At 45.7% G+C, this 21,300-nt stretch carries 20 protein-coding genes and 1 riboswitch; of the genes, 18 read left to right on the top strand and 2 right to left on the bottom strand.

Annotated features, from left to right (window positions below; translation table 11 throughout):
- Window positions 1-58 precede the first annotated feature (58 nt).
- The 3 genes from bcp to ACFQS8_RS02330 all read left to right on the top strand — a co-directional run bounded on the left by bcp (window position 59) and on the right by ACFQS8_RS02330 (window position 2,497).
- Window positions 59-541, top strand: coding sequence for a thioredoxin-dependent thiol peroxidase (gene bcp / locus ACFQS8_RS02340; protein WP_382165337.1), 483 nt, complete (start codon window positions 59-61; stop codon window positions 539-541).
- 233 nt (window positions 542-774) lie between these two features.
- Window positions 775-2,010 (top strand): peptidoglycan DD-metalloendopeptidase family protein, encoded by a 1,236-nt coding sequence (locus tag ACFQS8_RS02335; RefSeq protein WP_382165335.1) that lies wholly within the window; start codon window positions 775-777, stop codon window positions 2,008-2,010.
- Window positions 1,994-2,497, top strand: coding sequence for a bactofilin family protein (locus tag ACFQS8_RS02330; RefSeq protein WP_382165333.1), 504 nt, complete (start codon window positions 1,994-1,996; stop codon window positions 2,495-2,497). The genes ACFQS8_RS02335 and ACFQS8_RS02330 overlap by 17 nt, the downstream gene beginning before the upstream one ends.
- Before the next feature lie 89 nt (window positions 2,498-2,586).
- On the opposite strand, the gene ACFQS8_RS02325 is transcribed toward ACFQS8_RS02330, so the two are convergent.
- A complete protein-coding gene (locus ACFQS8_RS02325) occupies window positions 2,587-3,594 on the bottom strand; it encodes a zinc-binding alcohol dehydrogenase family protein (RefSeq protein ID WP_382165332.1) in 1,008 nt (335 codons plus the stop codon).
- A gap of 119 nt (window positions 3,595-3,713) precedes the next feature.
- Between ACFQS8_RS02325 and ACFQS8_RS02320 the strand changes: the two genes are divergently transcribed.
- The 15 genes from ACFQS8_RS02320 to cobD all read left to right on the top strand — a co-directional run bounded on the left by ACFQS8_RS02320 (window position 3,714) and on the right by cobD (window position 20,750).
- Entirely contained in the window at window positions 3,714-4,136 is a 423-nt protein-coding gene (locus ACFQS8_RS02320) for a hypothetical protein (protein WP_382165330.1), read from the top strand.
- A gap of 79 nt (window positions 4,137-4,215) precedes the next feature.
- Window positions 4,216-5,427, top strand: a complete 1,212-nt coding sequence (locus tag ACFQS8_RS02315) for a TolC family protein (RefSeq protein WP_382165328.1) — start codon at window positions 4,216-4,218, stop codon at window positions 5,425-5,427.
- Window positions 5,424-7,160, top strand: coding sequence for an efflux RND transporter periplasmic adaptor subunit (locus ACFQS8_RS02310; RefSeq protein WP_382165326.1), 1,737 nt, complete (start codon window positions 5,424-5,426; stop codon window positions 7,158-7,160). The genes ACFQS8_RS02315 and ACFQS8_RS02310 overlap by 4 nt, the downstream gene beginning before the upstream one ends.
- A gap of 9 nt (window positions 7,161-7,169) precedes the next feature.
- A complete protein-coding gene (locus ACFQS8_RS02305) occupies window positions 7,170-10,379 on the top strand; it encodes an efflux RND transporter permease subunit (protein ID WP_382165325.1) in 3,210 nt (1,069 codons plus the stop codon).
- On the top strand, window positions 10,376-10,810 hold the full coding sequence (locus tag ACFQS8_RS02300) for a copper-binding protein (RefSeq protein ID WP_382165323.1): 435 nt from the start codon (window positions 10,376-10,378) through the stop codon (window positions 10,808-10,810). Before ACFQS8_RS02305 ends, ACFQS8_RS02300 begins: the two co-directional genes overlap by 4 nt.
- A gap of 234 nt (window positions 10,811-11,044) precedes the next feature.
- Complete coding sequence (cobT, locus tag ACFQS8_RS02295; protein ID WP_382165321.1) at window positions 11,045-12,067, top strand: nicotinate-nucleotide--dimethylbenzimidazole phosphoribosyltransferase; 1,023 nt, start codon at window positions 11,045-11,047, stop codon at window positions 12,065-12,067.
- On the top strand, window positions 12,064-12,834 hold the full coding sequence (gene cobS / locus ACFQS8_RS02290) for an adenosylcobinamide-GDP ribazoletransferase (RefSeq protein ID WP_382165319.1): 771 nt from the start codon (window positions 12,064-12,066) through the stop codon (window positions 12,832-12,834). The genes cobT and cobS overlap by 4 nt, the downstream gene beginning before the upstream one ends.
- A complete protein-coding gene (gene cobC / locus ACFQS8_RS02285; RefSeq protein ID WP_382165317.1) occupies window positions 12,825-13,361 on the top strand; it encodes an alpha-ribazole phosphatase in 537 nt (178 codons plus the stop codon). Before cobS ends, cobC begins: the two co-directional genes overlap by 10 nt.
- 15 nt (window positions 13,362-13,376) lie before the next feature.
- Complete coding sequence (cobO, locus tag ACFQS8_RS02280) at window positions 13,377-13,979, top strand: cob(I)yrinic acid a,c-diamide adenosyltransferase (protein ID WP_382165315.1); 603 nt, start codon at window positions 13,377-13,379, stop codon at window positions 13,977-13,979.
- A gap of 43 nt (window positions 13,980-14,022) precedes the next feature.
- A riboswitch (cobalamin riboswitch) is annotated at window positions 14,023-14,208 on the top strand.
- 150 nt (window positions 14,209-14,358) lie between these two features.
- Complete coding sequence (locus tag ACFQS8_RS02275) at window positions 14,359-16,215, top strand: TonB-dependent receptor plug domain-containing protein (RefSeq protein ID WP_382165313.1); 1,857 nt, start codon at window positions 14,359-14,361, stop codon at window positions 16,213-16,215.
- A 67-nt stretch (window positions 16,216-16,282) separates the two neighbouring features.
- Complete coding sequence (locus ACFQS8_RS02270) at window positions 16,283-17,065, top strand: ABC transporter substrate-binding protein (RefSeq protein ID WP_382165311.1); 783 nt, start codon at window positions 16,283-16,285, stop codon at window positions 17,063-17,065.
- Window positions 17,055-18,047, top strand: a complete 993-nt coding sequence (locus ACFQS8_RS02265) for a FecCD family ABC transporter permease (protein WP_382165309.1) — start codon at window positions 17,055-17,057, stop codon at window positions 18,045-18,047. Before ACFQS8_RS02270 ends, ACFQS8_RS02265 begins: the two co-directional genes overlap by 11 nt.
- On the top strand, window positions 18,040-18,804 hold the full coding sequence (locus tag ACFQS8_RS02260; protein WP_382165307.1) for an ABC transporter ATP-binding protein: 765 nt from the start codon (window positions 18,040-18,042) through the stop codon (window positions 18,802-18,804). The genes ACFQS8_RS02265 and ACFQS8_RS02260 overlap by 8 nt, the downstream gene beginning before the upstream one ends.
- A 6-nt stretch (window positions 18,805-18,810) precedes the next feature.
- Complete coding sequence (cbiB, locus tag ACFQS8_RS02255) at window positions 18,811-19,761, top strand: adenosylcobinamide-phosphate synthase CbiB (protein ID WP_382165305.1); 951 nt, start codon at window positions 18,811-18,813, stop codon at window positions 19,759-19,761.
- A complete protein-coding gene (gene cobD / locus ACFQS8_RS02250; RefSeq protein WP_382165303.1) occupies window positions 19,758-20,750 on the top strand; it encodes a threonine-phosphate decarboxylase CobD in 993 nt (330 codons plus the stop codon). Before cbiB ends, cobD begins: the two co-directional genes overlap by 4 nt.
- Here cobD and cobU read toward each other — a convergent pair.
- Window positions 20,740-21,249 carry a bifunctional adenosylcobinamide kinase/adenosylcobinamide-phosphate guanylyltransferase gene (gene cobU, locus ACFQS8_RS02245; protein ID WP_382165301.1) on the bottom strand — a complete coding sequence of 170 codons (510 nt, stop codon included), beginning with the start codon at window positions 21,247-21,249 and terminating at the stop codon, window positions 20,740-20,742. The genes cobD and cobU overlap by 11 nt on opposite strands.
- Window positions 21,250-21,300: the final 51 nt, after the last annotated feature.

The raw sequence follows: 21,300 nt of genomic DNA, 5'->3' as shown, positions 1-21,300 counted from the left end.
AATACGGCTTTCATTGGGCGCAAAGACTCAATACAATATATAATACAGGGATATACCCATGAATGAAGAAATAACTACAGGTGCCTCTGCTCCTTCTTTCAACATACCCACCAGCAAAGAACAAAACGTCTCTCTAGAAGACTATCAATGCAGTAACTTAGTTGTTTTCTTTTATCCAAAAGATAGCACACCGGGATGCACTACAGAGGCTGTAGAATTTTCTGCCAAGTTGGACGAGTTTAGTAAACTGAACACTAAGATACTTGGAATTTCCAAAGACTCGCTCAAACGCCATCATAACTTCATCCAGAAAAACTCCTTAACCATCGAATTGGGGTCTGACGAAGACGGAGCAGTATGCGAATCGTTTGGCGTATGGAAAGAAAAGAAAAATTATGGTAAAACATATATGGGCATCGAGCGATCCACTTTCCTCATTGATGAAAATGGTACCATTTTAAAGGCTTGGAGAAAAGTTAGAGTCGCTGGCCATGTCGACGAAGTTTTAGCTGAAGTTTCAGCACTAAATCGCGACAGTTAAAGAAAAATGACCCACTCGGCGTCAAACTTGCATGAAGTTTTATGCAGCAAATTATACCATTTGATACTAGTTTAGGACCAATTAACGGTCTTCTGATAAAAATACAGCTTAAATTTTCAAATTGGGCTTCGCTTGTTGCATTTTGTAAGCTATTCATAACTGTGTCGGAAACGACACGGTTTGGTGGGACCAAAAATCAGTAGCAGAGTACGATTACAAATGGGCGGATTTTAATGGCGGACGAAGTAAAAGCTCGAGCCAGAGCGCTTTTTGATCGCGTATTTCCAGAACGGCAAATTTACCACCGCAGTGGTGGCTCCGTTCGGTATGTGTCGGTCTCCCCCTTCCAGCAAGCATTGTTTGCGGGTGGAGCTACCTTGGTTGCAGGTTGGTGCGTCTTCGCGACCGTCAACACACTCCTTCAAGGACCGACAACCAAATTCCAGACGAATGCGGACGAACGCAAAATAGCTAAGATTGAACGCTGGCTACAGGCCTCACAGGCCCGTGAAGCTGCAGCTCTTTCATTGTTAGAAGAAAAAACTATCGCATTTACAAATGCAACGACTGAGTTTGAACGTCGCCACGCAACTCTAAAAACGCTTCTTGGCGCCCTAAAAGGCGACGAGGTAAATGAAGATCAGCTTGCCCTTAAAGGCACAGGCGGTGGTGTACTTCTAGACTCCACAATTGAAGAAGCAGATGCACGTACATCGCGCCCTTCAAAAGGCATTACGGCCAGTGTTGAAGTTGCAGGTTATCGCGCACAGATAGATCACCTACGTGCAGAACAAGCAGCTTTCCTTGACGGGGCTGAAGATAGCGCTGTTGAACGTGCTGAGCGTATGCGCGGTGTATTGAGACTTACGGGCGTAGGCGTTGCTCGCGTTGTAGATCAATCTAACACATTCGCGGGTGGTCCTCTAATCGAAGTTGAGCCAACAAGTTTTTCTTCCGTTGGTTTAAATGGTGATGGCGAAGATTTCTCCATGCGCGTGCGGGAAGTCAAAACACGCCTTGAAGAAGCTAAGTTTTTTGAAGACCTTATCAACGCAATGCCTCTTGGAGCCCCTGTTGGGGTAAAATACCGTGAAACTTCTGGCTATGGCTTAAGAACAGACCCGTTCAATGGTCGCGTGGCATGGCATGATGGTCTTGATATGGGTGCCTTCAGGAACGCACCCGTTACAGCAACTGCACCGGGTAAAGTCATATTTGCAGGACTAAAATCTGGTTACGGACGCGCTGTTGAAGTTGATCATGGATACGGCTTTATTACCCGCTATGGGCACTTAGCCAGTATCAATGTGAGAAAAGGTGATACTGTCACACTTGGGCAAAAAGTTGGTGGTATGGGTACAACAGGACGATCTACGGGTGTACACCTTCACTATGAAGTACACTTCCGGGGCAAATCATATGATCCAATTAACTTTCTAAGGGCCGGAAAACATGTTCACCAAGGGTAAAACACCAGACAACACCACGCCTGTGGGCTCGAAACAAAATGTTCAGCCCCCCACAACGCCTGAACCGCTAAAACGCCCTGTTTCCTCTTCTCCAAACAGAGCAGCACCTTCTATCATTAGTGCTGACGTTAAAATGAAGGGCTCAATAGTCTCTCAAGGGGAAGTTCAAATCGATGGCAACATTGAAGGCGACATTCGCGCCTCTTCTCTAACGATAGGCAACACTGGAGCAGTAGCCGGTGAAGTCGTCGCTGAAACAGTCATCGTGCGCGGTTCTGTAAAGGGACAAGTACGCGGAAAGAAAGTGCAATTGTGCACTGGCGCAAAAGTTGAAGGCGATATTACACACGCCTCACTTTCCATAGAGCCCAATGCAATTTTTGAAGGTCAGGTTAAACACTCGCAAGACCCTTTAAATGATGCACCGCGCGCGCCATCAGCGTCGCAAGCATCTGCTACCCCTACCGGCCAAAATCCAAACGCTTAGTCAAACTTAGCTATTGAAATTAAACCGTTTATGAGCGCCACAAGTTTTCTTGTGGCGCTTTTTCTTGCAACTATACGAGTGGGTTCGACTCATGCAAATCCATCGAGCACAGTTTTACCTATCGCATTCCCGCTAGCCTGTAATTCATGAGCAAACTGTAAGTTCTCGACATTCAAAACTCCGCCATGCTGATTGACAGTAGACACCAGAGTTCCATCCTCCAAAAGTTCAGCTAAACGATTTAAAAGTTTGTGTTGAACTTCAATATCCGCAGTCTGAAACATTGATCGTGTAAACATAAACTCCCAGCTCACAGACAGAGCTTTTTGTTTCAAATTGACAATATCCAAAGTCTTAGGATCATCAATTAGAGCAATATGCCCTCGAGGTTTAATAAGTTTCACTATGGCATCAAAGTGTGTTTCTGTTTGCGTCAATGCTGCAACATATCTTGGTGAAATACCAAGTGATGCAATTTCTTCATCTAAAGGCATGCGGTGATTAATAACACGGTCTGCACCCAACTGCTTTACCCACGCTATTGTATCAGGCCGTGAAGCTGTAGCTATTACGGTCAATCCAGTCAGTTTTTTTGCCAACTGAATGAGTATAGAGCCAACGCCGCCAGCACCGCCCACGATCAAAATTGCATCACCTTGGCCTTCTCTTTGACGAACTCCCAAACTATCAAACAACAATTCCCAAGCCGTAATTGCCGTCAGTGGCATGCCAGCTGCTTCGGCAAAACCTAAATTCTGCGGTTTACGGCCAACAATTTGCTCATCCACTGCCTGAAATTCTGCGTTAGAGCCTTGTCGGGTGATGTCCCCCGCATAAAAAACATCATCTCCAACTTTAAAATGACTTACTTCAGCACCAATCTTTTTCACAGTTCCTGCGGCATCAAACCCAAGTATACGCGTCCCATTCTCAGGTTGAGCCTTTGTGCGAACCTTTACATCTACTGGGTTCACCGACACCCCGCGTACTTCTACGAGCAAATCTCTTGGTCCCAAACTGGGTAGTTCAGCTTGAAACTCAACCAATGCGAACTTGTCCGATACTGGCCCTGCAGCTTTATACCCAATTGCTCTCATATTTCTCTCCTGACTTTGAATGCCCATATACCCGGTCAGCACTCCAACAACGTTATAATTTTACCGAACGCATGTAATTGTAAGTTAAGCGACCCTGATATATATTGGTGTATATGAGATTGTTTAGTCGTATCTTTTTGATGTTTGCAGCGGTACTGTTTACCGCTGGTCCGGTGATGGCATGTTGCCTGACCGAGCACGCGCACGTAACGACTTACGCTTCTGTCACTGACCAAAAGGACTGCCACAACACTATGGAACATAGTGATATGGCAACTCAAGGTACACAGCCAGACGCGTCGCACTCCACACCTGAATGTATGGGATGTAGTGATTGCGACATCGCATTTGCTCAGGAAAATGCCTTTCAAAGTGCGTCAGTTGATCTGACGTCGCAAATAATTAAGTCCACTCCGCTTTACGTTGAAAATACACACCTCAGCACTCCCAAGCGCACTATATTCACGACCGGACCACCAAGAGCGTCCCAGCTCCGCGCCACAATTTCCCCTATCGACTTAAAACAACGCCTCCTAATCTGATTGAAGACGCAAATTAGATGTCCATTCTCCGACGGGTCTGGACCGATTTCGTTTGTCTCTTTCACTTCAGGAGTCCTCTATGCGTCGCTCCCCTAAGCTTCTTTTAATATCTTGTTTATCGCTAGGTCTCATTCCTATTGCACATGCGCAAAGTTATGCTGAATTACAGCATACACTTGAGAAACACCCCTCAATACTTTCACTAGAATACCAGTCAAATGCCAGCCAAGAACGCGCAATTGCAGCTATGGCTTTACCTGACCCTATGGTCTCTATCGGTATTAATAATTTTCCTATTTTTGACCCATCCTTCACGGCATATCTACCAACGCATAAATCAGTCGGTATCCAACAAAAATTCACCCCTTATTCAGGTCGTGACGCCAGGTCAAAAAGTGCAAAAGCACAGTCTCACCAACTTCTCGCAATGAAAAGCCAGCTTTTGGCCGCGCTTACAGCTGAACTTCAAATCCTTCTCATTGAAAAGAAGCGCATCACGCTTCAGTCTTCGTTCGCAAAAAATCGGGACAGCAAATACACCGAACTCGTTGATGTCGTTGAATCCGAACTTGACGCAGGCCGCCCAGCTTTATTTAGGCTTGCGGAAATCGAAGCTGAACGCGCAGATGTCGCGCGTGAATTAATTGAGCTTCAAAACCAATCAGATCAAATTAACGCAAAGCTGATTGAATTATTGGGTTTTATTCCTGACACCCCACCTCAACTCCAAGAACTTCGTCCTTGGGATGGGGATATCTCTTCTTTTCACGCAGTGAAAATTGAAGAAGCCTCCCTAGAAATACGCAATCATAATATCGATGAAGCAAAATCAGAATGGAAACCAGAGTGGGGAGCTCAATTAACCTACCAACAACGCGAATCTGGCAGCAACTTTCAAGGTGATGATTGGGTCTCAGGAATGGTCACATTTAGCATACCCATTTGGGCTGCCAAAAAACAAGCTCCCAAATTGCGGGCGGCCAATGCAGATCACGCAGCTACCAAAGCTCGCTATATGGCAACAGCGCGTGCGGTATCCAACCAATACTCTACATTCTCGGCTAACCGCCGTGCAGCCACGCAACACATTGATATCTTGAAACAAAAAATCTCCGCCATTCAGGATAAAATAAGCGCCCAACTTACAATTTATGAATCTGGTTCAGGTGATTATGCACCAATAATCGATGGTGAAATTGCAATTTTGAAATTGCGCTCTGAAGTCGCCAACCAAACAGCTCGCATAGATATCTCAACGGCACAACTCAATGCCCTCACGGTGCAATCATGACCCATTTTCGCTTCCTTGCATTAGCTTCTTTTGTTCTCATTAGCAGCACGTCCCAATTTTCACTCACTCTTCCCATTTCAGGGGGGGCTCACGCCCAAACCTCTCAAGAAGATACCATTCAAAAATACACCTGCCCGATGCATCCGCATTATATTTCCACTGATGCAAACGGCGCATGTCCTATCTGCGGAATGGACTTGGTTCCTGCTGCAAAAAAAACAAGCTCTGAGACAGGTGATGGTTCTATCTCCGTTGCGCCGGAAATGATCCAAACAATGGGAATCCGCACTGCCCCCGTAACCATATCCAATTTCGGCAAAACTCTTCGGGCATTTGGCACGATAGAAACCAATGAACGTCTTGAAAACGCTGCCGTCTCTCGATTGGAAGGTTGGATTGAGGATTTGCGTGTGCGAGCTGAAGGTGACTCCGTTCGCACAGGCGCCTTATTATATCGCGTCTATAGCCCTGACCTAATCTCAGCTCAAAAAGACTACCTAAATTCACTCTCCATAGGCAATGACAACCGCATTGCTGCTGTACGCCAACGTTTGCGATCCTTAGGGATGCAGAACACAGCCATTGAGAGCTTAACACAAACCCAAAAAATACTTGAACGTGTACCTGTATACGCAGAATCCAGCGGAACCGTGTCCAAGCTCCAAGTACGAGAAGGTGACTACGTCAAACCAGGAACTAAAATTCTTAGTTTACAATCCTACGCAGAAGTGTGGATTATTGCACGTGTGCCTGAATCGGACCTTTCTCTCATAGATACAGGTTTTCCAGTGCACCTCAATTTTCCAAGCGCCCCAAATGCGCCAGCAGAAGGGCGTATCAACTATATCTACCCTACTATCGATCCCAAAACACGCACGGGCGAATTGCGTATTGAAGTAGACAATGGTTCAGGCTTTCTTCGTCCCGGTGCCTATGCCGACATTACAATGTATCTTGAAAAACAAGACCGCCTTTCTGTCCCAACAGAATCTATTCTAAGGGACAGTCATGGTGCGCACGTTATCATTGCTTTGGGCGAAGGCCGTTTCACAAGCCGAAAGGTTGAAATAGGCATAAATGCGCAAGGACAGACTGAAATTCTATCAGGTTTGAATCCTGATGAATTAGTCGTTTCAAGTGGCCAATTCATGTTGGATAGTGAAGCAAACCTTCAAGAAGGGTTCTCAAAACTCAATGCACCTATAGCGGCTTCAGCTGGCCCAACAACGCCGCTCTCCCAACTTCCCATAGACGCCGAAACACTATCCCAGCTGGACCATTTGATAGATATGGCTCTCTATTTCCATGAAGCGTTGACGGACAAATATAAAATCGACCCCTATTTCCTCGATCCAGCGCTCTTTACGACTGACACGCTAAAGATACGATTTGCCAACACAAAACTCGTGCCCATTCTTGAAGAGTCAGCCCTCGCACTCCGCGCCGCAAAAGCAAGTCGTGAAGGTCAAGGGCTCGCATCCAATCTGGCTCGCCTCACATCGTCTTTGAAACCTTGGTTATTGGATGGGTCGCCTATCCATTATAGAGATGCAGGTCTTTATCTATTTCAAGATAATGCATCCCAACGTCTATGGATACAGGAAGGATCCACACCTAATAATCCATATGGGCAGTCAGACTCCAGCCCTATAGCATGGCCAGACCCTATGGAAAGCATAGACACACCAGCACTTCAGCAGCGTGAGAGCACACCTCACGCAAATCATCATTAGGAGGCTGAAGTGTCTGATAACAACTTCACAGATTTAACTGGTCACGACCCCTCTAAGTCATTCATTGCAAAGATTATTTCTTGGTCGGTCACAAACCAAATTATTGTTTTAACCCTAAGCATAGCCTTAGGCATTGCCGGTTGGCTTTCACTAAGGTCCACGCCCCTAGATGCTGTACCTGATCTGACTGATACTCAAGTTATTATCCGTACAGATTTCCCCGGTCAAAGCCCACAAATCGTTGAAGATCTTGTAACATATCCACTATCTACGAATTTATTGGGCCTCCCTAAAACAAAAGATGTTCGCGGCTCATCCATGTTCGGAACGAGTTTTGTATATGTCATTTTCGAAGACGATGTAGATCTATATTGGGCGCGATCTCGCGTACTTGAAGCACTTTCAAGACTGGGGTCTCAACTGCCTAAGGGTGTCACACCTCAAATGGGTCCTGATGCGACCGGCGTAGGCTGGGTTTACCAATATGCACTCATAGATAAAACTGGAAACACAGACCTTGCAGAACTTCGCTCTCTTCAAGATTGGTTTCTAAAATTAGAATTAGCAGGTGTAGAAGGTGTCGCAGAAATTGCCTCAGTTGGCGGGTTTGTACGCGAATACCAAGTCCTGATCGATCCCAATCTATTGCAGTCTTACGACATACCCCTGGCGCGAGTATCCAATGCTATCCAACTTGCCTCAAGTGCAGTAGGCGGCCGAGTTCTAGAACAGGCAGAGAGTGAATACGTAATACGCTCTTCGGGATATGTTGAACGAAAAGAAGATATTGAGCAAATTGTCTTATATGCAGAAGATGGCACGCCTGTTTTACTGTCAGCAATTGCTAGAATTGTCGAAGGTCCCGCCCTTCGTAGAGGCATTGTGGAATTAAACGGAGAAGGCGAAACCGTTGCTGGAATTGTCATAATGCGTGATGGAGAAAATGCGCTAAGTGTCATTCAACGCGTAAAAGACAAACTGAAACAGTTAGAGGCTGGCCTTCCAGACAATGTTGAAATCGTCACTGTTTATGATCGGACACCGCTTATTGCGGGTTCAGTAAAATACCTTCAGAAAAAATTACTCGAAGAAGGTTTAGCAGTCACTTTTGTAATTCTAATTTTCTTATTGCACGTACGCTCTTCGTTCATCGCTATTGTTACATTGCCTTTAGGCGTTCTAGGGGCGTTTATCGTCATGTCTTTGCAGGGAGTGACAGCCAACATTATGAGCCTTGGTGGGATTGCAATAGCAATTGGTGCCATGGTGGATGCATCTATCGTTCTCGTCGAAAATGCCAGTCGGAAACTGTCCGAAATAGGTGACACCCCTACGAAGCAAGACCGGCAAAAGGTTCTGATTCAATCGGCTCAAGAAGTAGGGCCCGGAATATTCTTCTCACTTTTAATAATAACGGTTTCGTTTCTACCGGTCTTTGCCCTAACGGGCGAAAGCTACAGATTGTTCAGTCCATTAGCTTTTACAAAAACCTACGCCATGGCCTTTGCAGCCATATTATCCATCACTCTAATCCCCGTACTAATGCTACACCTTATGCGTGGAAAGTTTGCGAAAGAAGAAGCTAACCCTCTAAATGCGTTCTTCGTCTGGATTTATAAACCTATTTTGCACACTGCACTGCGCTTTAAATGGATTACCGTTTCTCTCGCGCTCATCGTCACCGCAAGTGTTATGTTTCCAATACAACGTTTAGGCTCTGAGTTTATGCCGGCTCTTTATGAGGGTGAACTTCTCTATATGCCTACAACACTCCCAGGTGTATCTTCTACGAAGGCAAGAGAGATCCTTGGTCAAACAAATCGGCTCATTAAAACTGTTCCAGAAGTGCAACGCGTATTTGGAAAAGCGGGTCGTGCTGACACAGCTACAGACCCCGCACCTCTCTCAATGATTGAAACATGGATACAACTAAAACCGACATCTCAATGGCGCGCAGGGTTAACCGTTGAAGATATTATTGCCGAACTCGATGGCAAGCTTCAAATGCCTGGTCTCGTAAACTCATGGGGATATCCCATCAAAATACGGATGGATATGGTGTCCACAGGGGTTCGCACTCCAATTGGAATAAAAGTCACAGGTGACAATCTACTGGAAATCGAACGCATCGGTAGAGAGATTGAAACAGCAGTCTCTAAAATATCCGGAACACGGTCCGCATTTGCAGATAGAGTGTTGGGTGGGAAGTATTTGGAAATCACCCCTGATCGCGCCGAACTCGCGCGAAGAAATATTGATATGGGCGTATTTCAATCTGTCATTCAAACAGCGCTCGGCGGAATGCAACTAGCTCAATCTGTAGAGGGTCGCGAGCGCTACAACATTATATTGCGTTATGATCGTCCATTTCGAGAAACGCCAAGCGATCTTACAAATATTCTAGTGCCTACTCCCAGCGGTGCGCATATTCCCATCGAAGAACTTGCAACCATTGCCTACACTGAAGGTCCACCCATGATCCGGTCAGAGAACGCACGTCTTACTGGATGGGTGTTCGTCGACATAGAAGATCGAGATATCGGTAGCTATGTGACCCAAGCACGAGAAACCATTAAAGATAGTATTGATCTTCCCGCTGGTTATGCTGTGTCCTTCTCAGGCCAGTATAAACAAATGCAAGAAGCGGCAGAACGATTAAAAATCGCTATTCCTTCAGCAATAGGCCTCATATTCCTATTGTTAATGCTACACTTTGGACGCTTAGATAGAACGGCAATGATTATGTTGTCTCTGCCCTTCGGTCTTATCGGCGGTTTATGGGCTGTTTGGCTTGCTGGTTATAACCTTTCTGTTGCGGTTGCCGTTGGCTTCATTGCACTTGGGGGTATCGCCGTTGAAACAGCGGTCGTGATGCTTTTGTATATTGATGCAGAAGTACGCCGCGTATCACCGAAAAATCTATCAAACTTGTATGACGCTATCTTTCATGGCGCAGTCATGCGCGTTCGACCAAAATTAATGACCGTTACTACGATCTTTGTCGGTCTCGCTCCTATATTCTTAACTGACGGGCTGGGGTCAGATGTTATGCGCCGAATAGCTCTACCGATGCTAGGGGGTATGACGACCACGCTTATCCTAACGCTAATTGTTATACCTGCCGTGTATTACATTTGGGTCGGCCGTAATTTTAAAAACCGCCCCCAATCCACCAACCCAAAATTCACATCACCAACTTCCGGAGAAAAAACGACATGAAACATCTTTATTCTAGTCTTGTATTATCCTTTACACTTGTTGTTTCAGCCTGTGGCGAAGCGGGCCAACAACACGACCAGACCAAAACGCCACCAGAGCAAGAGCAAAGCTCTCCCCAAGAGCATACACACTCTGAGCACACATCAAGCACAGGCCATGCAAACCTAGGGCACGCAACCGGAAAAGTTGAATCCATCGGCCCAAATGGAGACTTTATAGTTATCGACCACAGCCCAATTCCTGAAATTGGTATGGGCGCAATGACAATGGGTTTTGACATCCAAGGCGAAGTTGACTTGTCAAACTTCACATCAGGAAACAACGTGTCATTCATGGTAAAAAAAGGACGCGATAATAGTTATCGCATTACAGATATTTGCAACACTGAAACTCAAGGCGATGATTGCCTAACAGCATCTATGAAGCACTAATTTTTCTAATTTATTCAAAGCATTGAACAAGTGATCAATTCAGCACTATCTTTGTTAAAGTTACTCCACCAATTATAACTCAACTATCAGTCAACTTACCTTATGATAGAGACTGAATAGCTTCTAGTCTCCCCTGTCGGCAGCAATTATATTGTTGCCGGCAACTCTTCAAAATATCATGGTATATTGTTTTAACGATTGAATTTGTTGTCAAATTCGTTACCCGTTATAGACATGACCAATTCAAATCTTTCTTCCGCAGAGTTCAAATCTAATCTTATTGCCAAGATTAATGGCAAAACTAAACCTGTGGGTTCTTTAGGGAAAATAGAAAAGCTCGCAGAACAAATTGCTATAAGTCAGCACACATTATCTCCTGTGATGAACGCATGCAGACTGACAATTTTTGCTGGTGACCATGGGATGGCAAATGCAGGGGTTTCTGCTTTTCCTCAAATTGTTACCCAACAGATGGTCCTGAATTTCCTGTCAGGTGGTGCTGCGGCGAATGTTTTCGCCCGTTCAAATAATGTTAAAATTCAAGTTGTTGATGCAGGCGTAGCATGTGATCCAATTAATCACCCTCACCTCATTTCACATCGGATAGCCCCCGGTACAAAAAACGCAATCACTGAGTCTGCAATGACCAAAGAGCAGGCACAGCGTGCCATAGTGTTTGGAAAAAACATTGGAAACAATGAAAACTTCCAAGCTGAATGCTTTGGAGAAATGGGGATCGGAAACACCTCATCCGCTACACTAATTGCCCACAAAATTCTTGGTTTATCACTCGATACACTAACGGGCAGAGGCACAGGTCTTGATGATGCTGGGCTGGCGCGCAAACGCGACTTATTAAAACAAGCAGCAAACCGAACAAACGAACATTTATCACCAATGGTCGCAATGCAAGAATATGGTGGTTTTGAAATCGCTATGATGGCAGGGGCGATGATTGGCGCGGCCGAATCTGAAAAAATCGTTATAGTTGATGGGTTTATCGCAACATCTGCTGCCCTTATCGCGCAACAAATTTCTCCAGCCATAAAACAAAACCTTGTATTTGCCCACGTTTCTGAGGAACAAGGTCATCTCGCATTGCTAGACGCAATCGGCGCTAAGCCGTTGTTAAATCTAGACATGAGACTTGGTGAAGGCACAGGCGCGCTGCTCGCATGGCCGCTCGTGAAAGCCGCCGCTGCAATGCTAAATGAAATGGCAAGTTTTGAAAGTGCGAGCGTAAGCAATATTACATGATTAGCGCTATTCGCAATGAAATCAGCGTTTTTCTACTCGCTGTACAGTTCCTGACTAGATTGTGCTTGCCCTCTGCTATTGGCTTCACGCCCGCCAGACTAGCATCTGCTCCCGCCTACTTCCCTCTTGTTGGTCTATTGATAGGTGCCTGCATAGCTGGTGCTTATGGTCTACTTTCTACAGTCTTCTCAACGCCTATTTCTATCTTGATATCGACTGGAATTTCTCTCGCACTAACAGGTGCATTTCACGAAGATGGATTAGCAGATACATTCGACGGTATTGGCGGAGGTCATACCAAAGACAAATCATTGGAGATAATGAAGGATAGCCGTTTAGGTACCTATGGAAGTTGCGCACTTATTCTCGCGCTCCTTATAAAAATCGGTGCTCTAATTGAACTTGGATCATCTCTCATTATGCCAGTTATTATATTTGCTCACGGGCTTTCAAGGTTATCTAGCGTATTGGTCATCGCTTCCAGCCGATATGTTCGTAACGAAGGAACTGGTAAACCTACAGCGACGGGCATTTCAATTTTTAGACTAATATTTGCATTAGGTGTGGGTAGCGCCAGCATAGCGATATTCTCAATTTTCGTATCCCTATCCGTCACACTGTTCGCTTTGCTAGGATTGTTGATTGGACATGTCATTGCCCGAATGATGTTCGAAAAGAAACTCGGAGGCTACACTGGCGACACTCTTGGAGCAGTTCAGCAATTTAGTGAGATTGGTATATATTTGGGTATCCTCGCATGCCTATAACATTGATGCGCCACACAACCCCAAATGTGTCCACACAAATATGCTACGGAAAAACAGACATTGCCCTCGCTGCGTCGTTTGAATCAGAAGCAGCTGCTGCTTGCAAAGTTCTCCCTTCCATAGACGCTATTGTCACCAGCCCACTTTCTAGATGCCGAAAACTTGCTGACTACCTCTCGGCGCAAACCGGAGTGCAAATTTCCATTGATGATCGTTTCAAAGAAATGGATTTTGGAAATTGGGAAATGATGCCTTGGAGTGACATTCCTCGAGATGAATTGGATATTTGGGCAGACAATTTTCTCCACGGCAAACCACATGGGGGTGAAAGTGTTCACCAATTACGCCAACGCGTTCGACAAGGAATTTCCGAGCTACAACATGAAAACTCTCACACACTTATAATCACTCATTCTGGCGTTATAAGAGCCGCCTTCTCTACAGGCGACACTATAGCTGACTTTGACACACGCATTGGTTTTGGTATGTCCACGTCCCTAATTCAAACTTCAGCCGCTAACCGTTAAAATTGGAATTTTGTTATGAGCAATTCGGACGCACACAAAGACAAAATGAAGGCTCTTCAAACAGAGCAACGCAAGAAAACGTCCGAAGCGACAGATCCAGATCGGGGTCTAGTGCTCATTCATACAGGAAATGGAAAAGGGAAATCGAGTTCCGCATTTGGTGTGATTGCTCGCGCACTCGGCTGGAGTAAGAAAGTTGGAGTCGTTCAGTTCATCAAAGGAAAATGGATTACTGGTGAAAGACAATTCTTTGCCAAATTTGAAGATCAATTGCATTGGCACACAATGGGCGAAGGTTTTACGTGGGATACCCAAGATAAAGAACGAGATATTGCAGCGGCCCAAGCTGCATTCAATCGTGCTATTGAGATGATGAAAAGTGGCGATTATGATCTTGTCGTACTAGATGAAATTAATATCGCTATGCGTTACGAATATCTCAACGTGGAGCAAGTCCTTGAAGGTCTAAAATCTCGCTCCGACAAAACCAGCGTCATTCTAACTGGACGCGATGCTAAACAAGAGCTTTGCGACTATGCAGACCTTGTCACTGAAATGCGTGAAGTTAAACACCCTTTCCAGTCTGGCATTAAAGCTCAACGCGGAATCGATTTTTAAAGGCCCGCGATAAGCCTGTAATTGACACGTCTTCGCAATTGCAGCATACCCGCGCCTAGATGGTGCTTTCAAGAGAAAGCTAAGAGGGAAGTCGGTGTAAATCCGACACTATACCCGTAACTGTTAGCGAGAAGCTGACGGCCAGAATGTCACTGAGGTTATTCCTCGGGAAGACGGCCCGAAGTGTAGATCCGCAAGTCAGGAAACCTGCCATCGCGTCGTTCGTCCGTAGCCCGGGAATAGGCATATGGTACGGAAGAGCAAGCCTCTTCTTTGTAACGATAAAAATAGCTTGGTCGCCTGCATTCATTCGAATGGAGCCCATAATATCGTTATAGAAAATGCAGCATCAGGCGGCGGTGCATTTTGGAACAAAATTATGATCTATAAAACAGCCCTCCTCGGTGCCGTCGCATTAACGTGTTTACCAACTGCATTTGCAGATGACACGTCCAATGATGAAGTTGCAAAAACACTTGGCCCCATTATTATCGAAAGCTCTCGCTTAAACCAAACCCTTACAGAAATCGGTAGCAGTGTTGACGTCATTACATCAGCAGATATCGAAGAACTTGGGTTTGATTTTGCGATTGATGCTATCGCCAATGCTCCATCCGTGACTGTGAACCAAAATGGTGGTTTCGGTGGACAGGCAAGTGTACGCATTCGCGGTGCCAGCTCCGGTCAAACATTGGTAATGATTGATGGTGTTCCAGTTGGTGATGTCAGCACGACTGATGGTAGTTTTAATTTTGCGCGCCTTGGTACAGAATCAATCGAGCGTATTGAAATCCTAAAAGGCGCACAGTCCACCCTATGGGGAACTGACGCAATTGGAGGTGTGATTTCTATCACTACAAAAACACCGGATGAAGGATTTGGCGGCGACGCTTATGCTGAAATTGGTTCTTTTGAAACCGTCCGTGGTGGAGCTGCTGTCGAATATGGTAGCGATAAGGGAGACTTTAGAATTTCTTATAACGCTATCGATTCTGCTGGTATTTCTAAAGCTGATGCTGCAAACCGAAATGATGAAGAAGACGGTTTTGAAAGCCAAAGTTTAACTGCAAAAGGTGGCTTTAATTTCACGTCCACAACACGCCTAGAAGCTGGACTTATTTATCAAGATTCTACGACTGAAATTGACGGGTATCAATTTGGCGCGCAGGGCAATGTCGGCGATTCAAATGACCAAAGCGATGTAGAAGAAATTTCTGGACACGCAAAACTTAGTTTTTCACTTTTCTCGGACAAATTAGAGAACGATATTTTAGTCGGCTATTCAAATATTGATCGAGAAAACTCAAATGCAGGTGTAACAAGCTTCGCTGCTGAAGGTGAAAGATGGTTGGGTCGCTATCAAGGACTGTTCACGATCAATGATGCAAACAAACTTGCATTTGGTCTCGAGCACGAAGAAGGCACGTTCGACAGTGGATCTTCTTTTGGCTCGGATGATGGAGAGCAAACGACAGACAGTATTTTTGCAATGTATGAGTTGCAGCCAGTTGAAAGCCTAACGCTTACAGCCGGTGTGCGTGTTGATGATCATGATGCTTATGGCACACAAACAACAGGCCGTGTAGCTGCTGCTTATAATCCCAATGATATTGTAACGCTTCGTGCAAGCTGGGGTCAGGGTTTCAAAGCCCCGTCTCTATACCAGCTTTACAGTCAGTATGGCACACCCACACTCTCGCCTGAAGAATCGGAAGGTTTTGACGTTGGGCTAGACCTTCGTACGCCAGACAATAAGGGCACGTTTGGTGTGACCTATTTTGATCAGGAAGTGACTAACCAGATCGACTTCTCGTTTGCGACCTTTACTTATGACAATATCGCAAAGGTAAATTCCAGCGGAGTAGAAGTCTCTGGAAGCTACCAATTGCTTAATTGGTTAGGTGTGAACGCAAACTACGCATATATTGATGCGGAGGATGATGCTGGCGAAGAGCTAGTGCGCATTCCCGAACATTCTGGCGACTTTACAATGTCTTTCACACCTGAAGGTCCATTTAGTAGTGCAATATTGGTGCGCTATAACGGGTCTGAAGAAGACAGAAACGGCAAAGTAGATGCGTGGACGCGCGTCGACCTTTCCGCCAGCTATGATGTAACAAGCAATGTTGAAGTTTATACACGCATCGAGAACTTGTTTGACGAAGAATATCAACAAATCTTAGGCTATGGAACGCCCGGTATCTCCGGATCGTTTGGCCTTCGTTTGAGCTACTAATATGTTTCGGCTGACAATCTTCCTCGGTTTTATTTTACTCTCGTCCTGTAAAGGGCAAGAGCAAATAGTGTCTGATATTACAGACCGACCAATGAGAATTGTCAGCCTTGATTTTTGTTCCGATCAATATGTTTTAAAACTTGTTGATCGGGACCGTATTTTGGGAGTGTCTCCCGATGCAAAAAAGCAATTTTCCTATATGCGAGACACAGCCGACGGAATTGCGTCCATCAAGCCTATTGCTGAAGATGTTATTTTAAAAAAGCCAGACCTTGTTGTGAGGTCGTATGGTGGTGGCCCCAACGCTGCACACTTCTTTGAGCAAGCAGGCATTCCTGTTCTAAACGTGGGGTGGGCAAACGACCTTGATGGCGTAAAACGCGTTATTTCTGAGATGTCAGCTGGGCTTGGTGAATCTGAAAAGGGCAACCAGATCATTGCCCAAATGGATGACAGATTAAACGCTATCCAGTCATCCTCTGGCGATGTAACAGCGCTCTATATGACGCCTACAGGTGTCACATCTGGAGCCGGTTCCTTAGTGCACGAAATGCTTCTAGCTGCTGGCTTGACGAATTTTCAAGATCTTCCAGGCTGGCGCTCATTACCGCTAGAGCGTCTTGCTTATGAACAACCCGATATAATTGCTGCCGCTTTTTTTGAAAGCAAAACCAATCATAAAGATGCCTGGAGCGCGATGCGTCACCCAGTAGCCAAAGAACAGATGATTGAGCAACCCACTGTTATGTTACAAGGTGCATGGACAGCCTGTGGAAGCTGGTTTCTTTTGGATGCGATAGAAGCACTCGCAAGCGCCAAATACGAAAGCATAACTCCTGATGACAATTGAACGTATTCTAAATCCTGCGTTAATTGCCGGATGCATATTGGCGCTTGTCCTTGCGTGTTTCTTGGGCTCCACCCCTTTGGGGTTTGAACGTGTGTTTGCAGCCTTGATGGGGCAAGGAAGTGCCGGCGATACTTTGGTCATATGGCAAATTCGACTGCCGCGTGCATTGGCTGCTTTTAGCGTTGGAGCTGCTTTGGGTATAAGCGGGGCAGCCTTACAAGGACTATTACGGAACCCTTTGGCGGAACCGGGGGTGTTAGGCGTCTCTTCTTCAGCCTCCCTCGCCGCGACTTTTACAATCTATTATGGCCTAACAGCATTCAGCCCTTGGGCAATGCCAATATCAGCAATAATCGGTGCCCTTGCAGCCACCACAATTTTAGCACTTGCTGCGATTACAACTCAATCAGTCGTTACCCTCATTTTGATTGGCGTCGGAATTTCAAGCTTCACCGCCGCTATGATGAGTCTTTTGCTCAATCTTGCGCCAAATCCTTTTTCTATTTCTGACATGATAAATTGGATGCTTGGCTCGGTAGCCAATCGCAGCTTTGAAGACCTTCAGCTTTCTGTACCATTTATTGTAATAGGCATGGCCATCCTTTTTGGTACACGCCGCGGTTTGTCGGCGCTCACCTTGGGCGATGAAGCTGCAAACGGTATTGGGTTAAACCTAAAACATCAGCGCATTGCAGTTGTGCTTGGTGCCGGCCTTACAACTGGTGCGGCCGTTTCACTTGCTGGTGCTATTGGTTTTGTAGGGATTGTGGCTCCGCACATTATCCGCCCATTGGTGCGCCACGATCCTGCGCGCTCTCTTCTGCCGTCTGCTTTGCTTGCAGGTTTGTTTCTCACAATTGCTGATATTTTCGTGCGTATCATTCCTACACAAACAGAATTAAAGCTGGGTGTTGTCGCAGCCTTAATTGGTGCTCCCGCTTTCATATGGATCGCAATTCAGAGGCGTACAGGACATGAGTAAACTCCACGCTCAAAACCTTTCATATAATACCAAAACCGCAAGCTTGCTCGAAGATGCCTCATTTACACTGCAACAAGGTGAGCTTGTTGTGTTGCTTGGCCCCAATGGGGCTGGAAAGAGCACCCTTTTACGTGCAGCGCTAGGGTTGATAAAACCATCAGCTGGTTGCGCGACTTTGAATGATATCGACGTCCAGCAACTTTCTCCAATTGAGCGCGCACGGGGTGTGTCCTATCTGCCGCAAATTCGTCCCCTCGCGTGGCCAAATAATGTTAAGGATGTCATCGCATTGGGTCGTTTTTCCCATGGCGCGAATATGGGGAATCTCAGCGAAACAGATGAGCATGCAGTAAACCAAGCATTGGATGCATGCGACCTTGAACATCTTACCCACAGAAATGCAGATACACTTTCTGGCGGAGAGCTTGCTAGGGTCCATTGCGCCCGTATTTTTGCTGCCCAAGCCCCACTTGTTATTGCTGATGAACCAGTCGCGGCGTTAGACCCTCGCCACCAATTTCGAGTCATGGATCTCTTCTCCGAATATGTAAAACGCGGCAACGGAGCTCTGATTGTATTGCATGATATTAATCTTGCAGCGCGATATGCTGACCGATTCATTTGGATGAAAGATGGAAAAATATCAGCAGACGGACCACCTTTAGAAACGCTTTCAGAAGCCCGCCTTGAGGACATTTATGGTGTAAATTCAAAAGTGGATGGCTTGAATGTTACTATTGAAGGTGCGGCGGATTAAACGAAATTGAATAGCTTATCGCTCATTTGTCTCGCATGGTTCTTTGAAGCATGCTTTGGATGGCCGGACGGTGTGTTTAAGAGAATAAAACATCCGGTAGTCTGGCTTGGCTATATCATCCAATGGTTTGACACAGTGTTGAACAAAACAAAATTTTCTCATCAAACACGCTATATTTTGGGTGCGCTAACAACGATAAGTACGATCGCACTTTCAACAAGTATCGCTTCTGCTATAACCTATACTTTGCCACCCAACATTTGGGGCTTAATAGCCCAAGCCGTTATAGCCTCCAGCCTAATTGCATCCCGCAGTCTCTACATTCACATACTGAATGTTTTATTGCCTTTACTCCAAAATGATATTCATCAAGCCCGCAATGCCGTAAGCATGATTGTTGGTCGCGACCCTAATTCTTTGGATGAGTCTGCAATAGTCCGAGCCTCAATAGAAAGCTTGGCTGAGAACGCTTCAGACGGCATTATAGCGCCGATATTTTGGGGAGTGCTTCTAGGTCTACCAGGTATTGCCGCATACAAGGCTATCAACACCTTAGATTCAATGATTGGCCACCGCTCCGACACCTATAGTGCTTTTGGTGGATTCGCAGCGCGCCTTGATGATGTCGTAAATCTAATACCTGCTAGAATTACCGGATGCTTGTTTGTCATAGCGAGCCTTAAACCAATCAGTTTCAAAACCATGATAAGAGATGCTCCCAAGCATCGCTCACCAAATGCTGGATGGCCAGAAGCTTCCATGGCTGGCGCTCTAAATATTCGACTTTCTGGTCCACGTGTTTACGGGACAGAAACGCACAATGACCCTTGGTTAAACTTTGGAGCTAAAGATCCAACCCCGCACACATTGCAGGAAGCTTTAAAATTGTATTTGAAAGCAATGCTTGTTGGTGCCGCACTCCTCATGTTTCTAACTTTCGCGAGGATAATTTTTTGAGCATAGATCTCGTTCATGGCGGATCACTAGATTATATGGTTCAGCAATTCCCTTCAGCTCCAAAGCCATGGCTAGACCTATCCACAGGGATTAATCCACGGCCTTACCCTATAGCTAGTATTCAAGTCAGCGCCTTAAATCATCTTCCAACAACAACAGCTTACGATAATTGCCGCAAAGCGATGGCAACGGCATTTCTCTGTCCAAAAGAAACAATAATGCCAGCACCCGGTAGCGAAGTTCTCATCAGGTTACTTCCTACAATTATAAAACCTAAAAAAATCGCGGTATTATCACCCACTTATGGCGATCATTTAAAGGTGTGGCGCATGGAAGGTCTGGACGTAGTTGAATCTCCCGACCTACTCCTTGAGAACAAAAATGCTGATTGCGTTGTTCTCTGCAATCCCAACAATCCAGATGGTCAAACTTTCAACTATGAAACCCTCACCGCTCTCCACACATTGATGCGTGAGCGGAACGGGTGGCTTATACTTGATGAAGCTTATATCGACCTATATCCTCACTTGAGTTTTTGTTCTCAGGCTGGCGCTGATAACTTAATCATTCTCAAATCTATAGGTAAGTTTTACGGCCTTGCCGGCTTACGCTTAGGCGCACTTATCGCCCCCCCACCTATTCTAAATGCAATGGCGCAACGGTTAGGCGTGTGGAGCATATCTGACTTTGCCCTAGATATAGGTGCCAAAGTCTACAAAGACGCGGCTTGGAAAACGCAAACACGTACACACCTGCAAGGCGCATCGCAAAGGCTTAGAGCCATACTCCTGCAAGCAGGTTTAACTATCACTGGAAGTACTGATTTGTTTAGCTTCGTAGAAACGCAAAACGCGCATTCTCTTTGGGAACAACTTGCTAAATTAGGTATTTATACACGGCGCTTTTCATGGTCAGAAACACATTTGAGAATTGGTATGCCAGCTGACGAGGCTGGAGAAAGGCACCTAAAGCAGGCTCTTAACCTTTAAGACTGAGAGGCAAACCTGCCGCAATGAATTCAACTTTATCAGCCATAGCCGCAATTTTTTGATTCAATCGCCCCTGCTCATCTCTAAACGCCCGCCCAAGTGGAGTCTCTGGTACCAATCCAAGCCCTACTTCGTTTGAAACTAGAATAATATTGCCAGACGCCAGCGATAAAGCTTCTATCAGGTTCGCCGTTTCTAGAACGATATCTCGTTCACGATGCATCAAATTTGAAAGCCACAAGGTTAAACAGTCAATGAGGACGACATTGTCAGGCTCTGCATGTGTTTCAACTGCTTTCACAAGATCTAAAGGTGCCTCAACGGTGGTCCAACTCTCATCTCGGTCCTGTTGATGGCGCTTGATACGGTCTTCCATCTCGACATCAAAAGCTTGCCCAGTCGCGATATAAATGCGCTTTAGAGAAAGAGCTTCACACAGCGCTTGCGCACGTCTGCTTTTACCTGAACGCGCCCCGCCGAGAATAAAAATTACCGTCATAATTTATCCAGCTTCTTTCATGATTACTTGATAGCGCTATAGGTCAGAGTA

The sequence above is a fragment of the Hirschia litorea genome, assembly GCF_042665075.1.
Lineage (GTDB): Bacteria > Pseudomonadota > Alphaproteobacteria > Caulobacterales > Hyphomonadaceae > Hirschia > Hirschia litorea.
The sequence above is the reverse complement of the archived record's forward strand: the minus strand, read 5'-3'. Positions and strand labels throughout refer to the sequence as shown.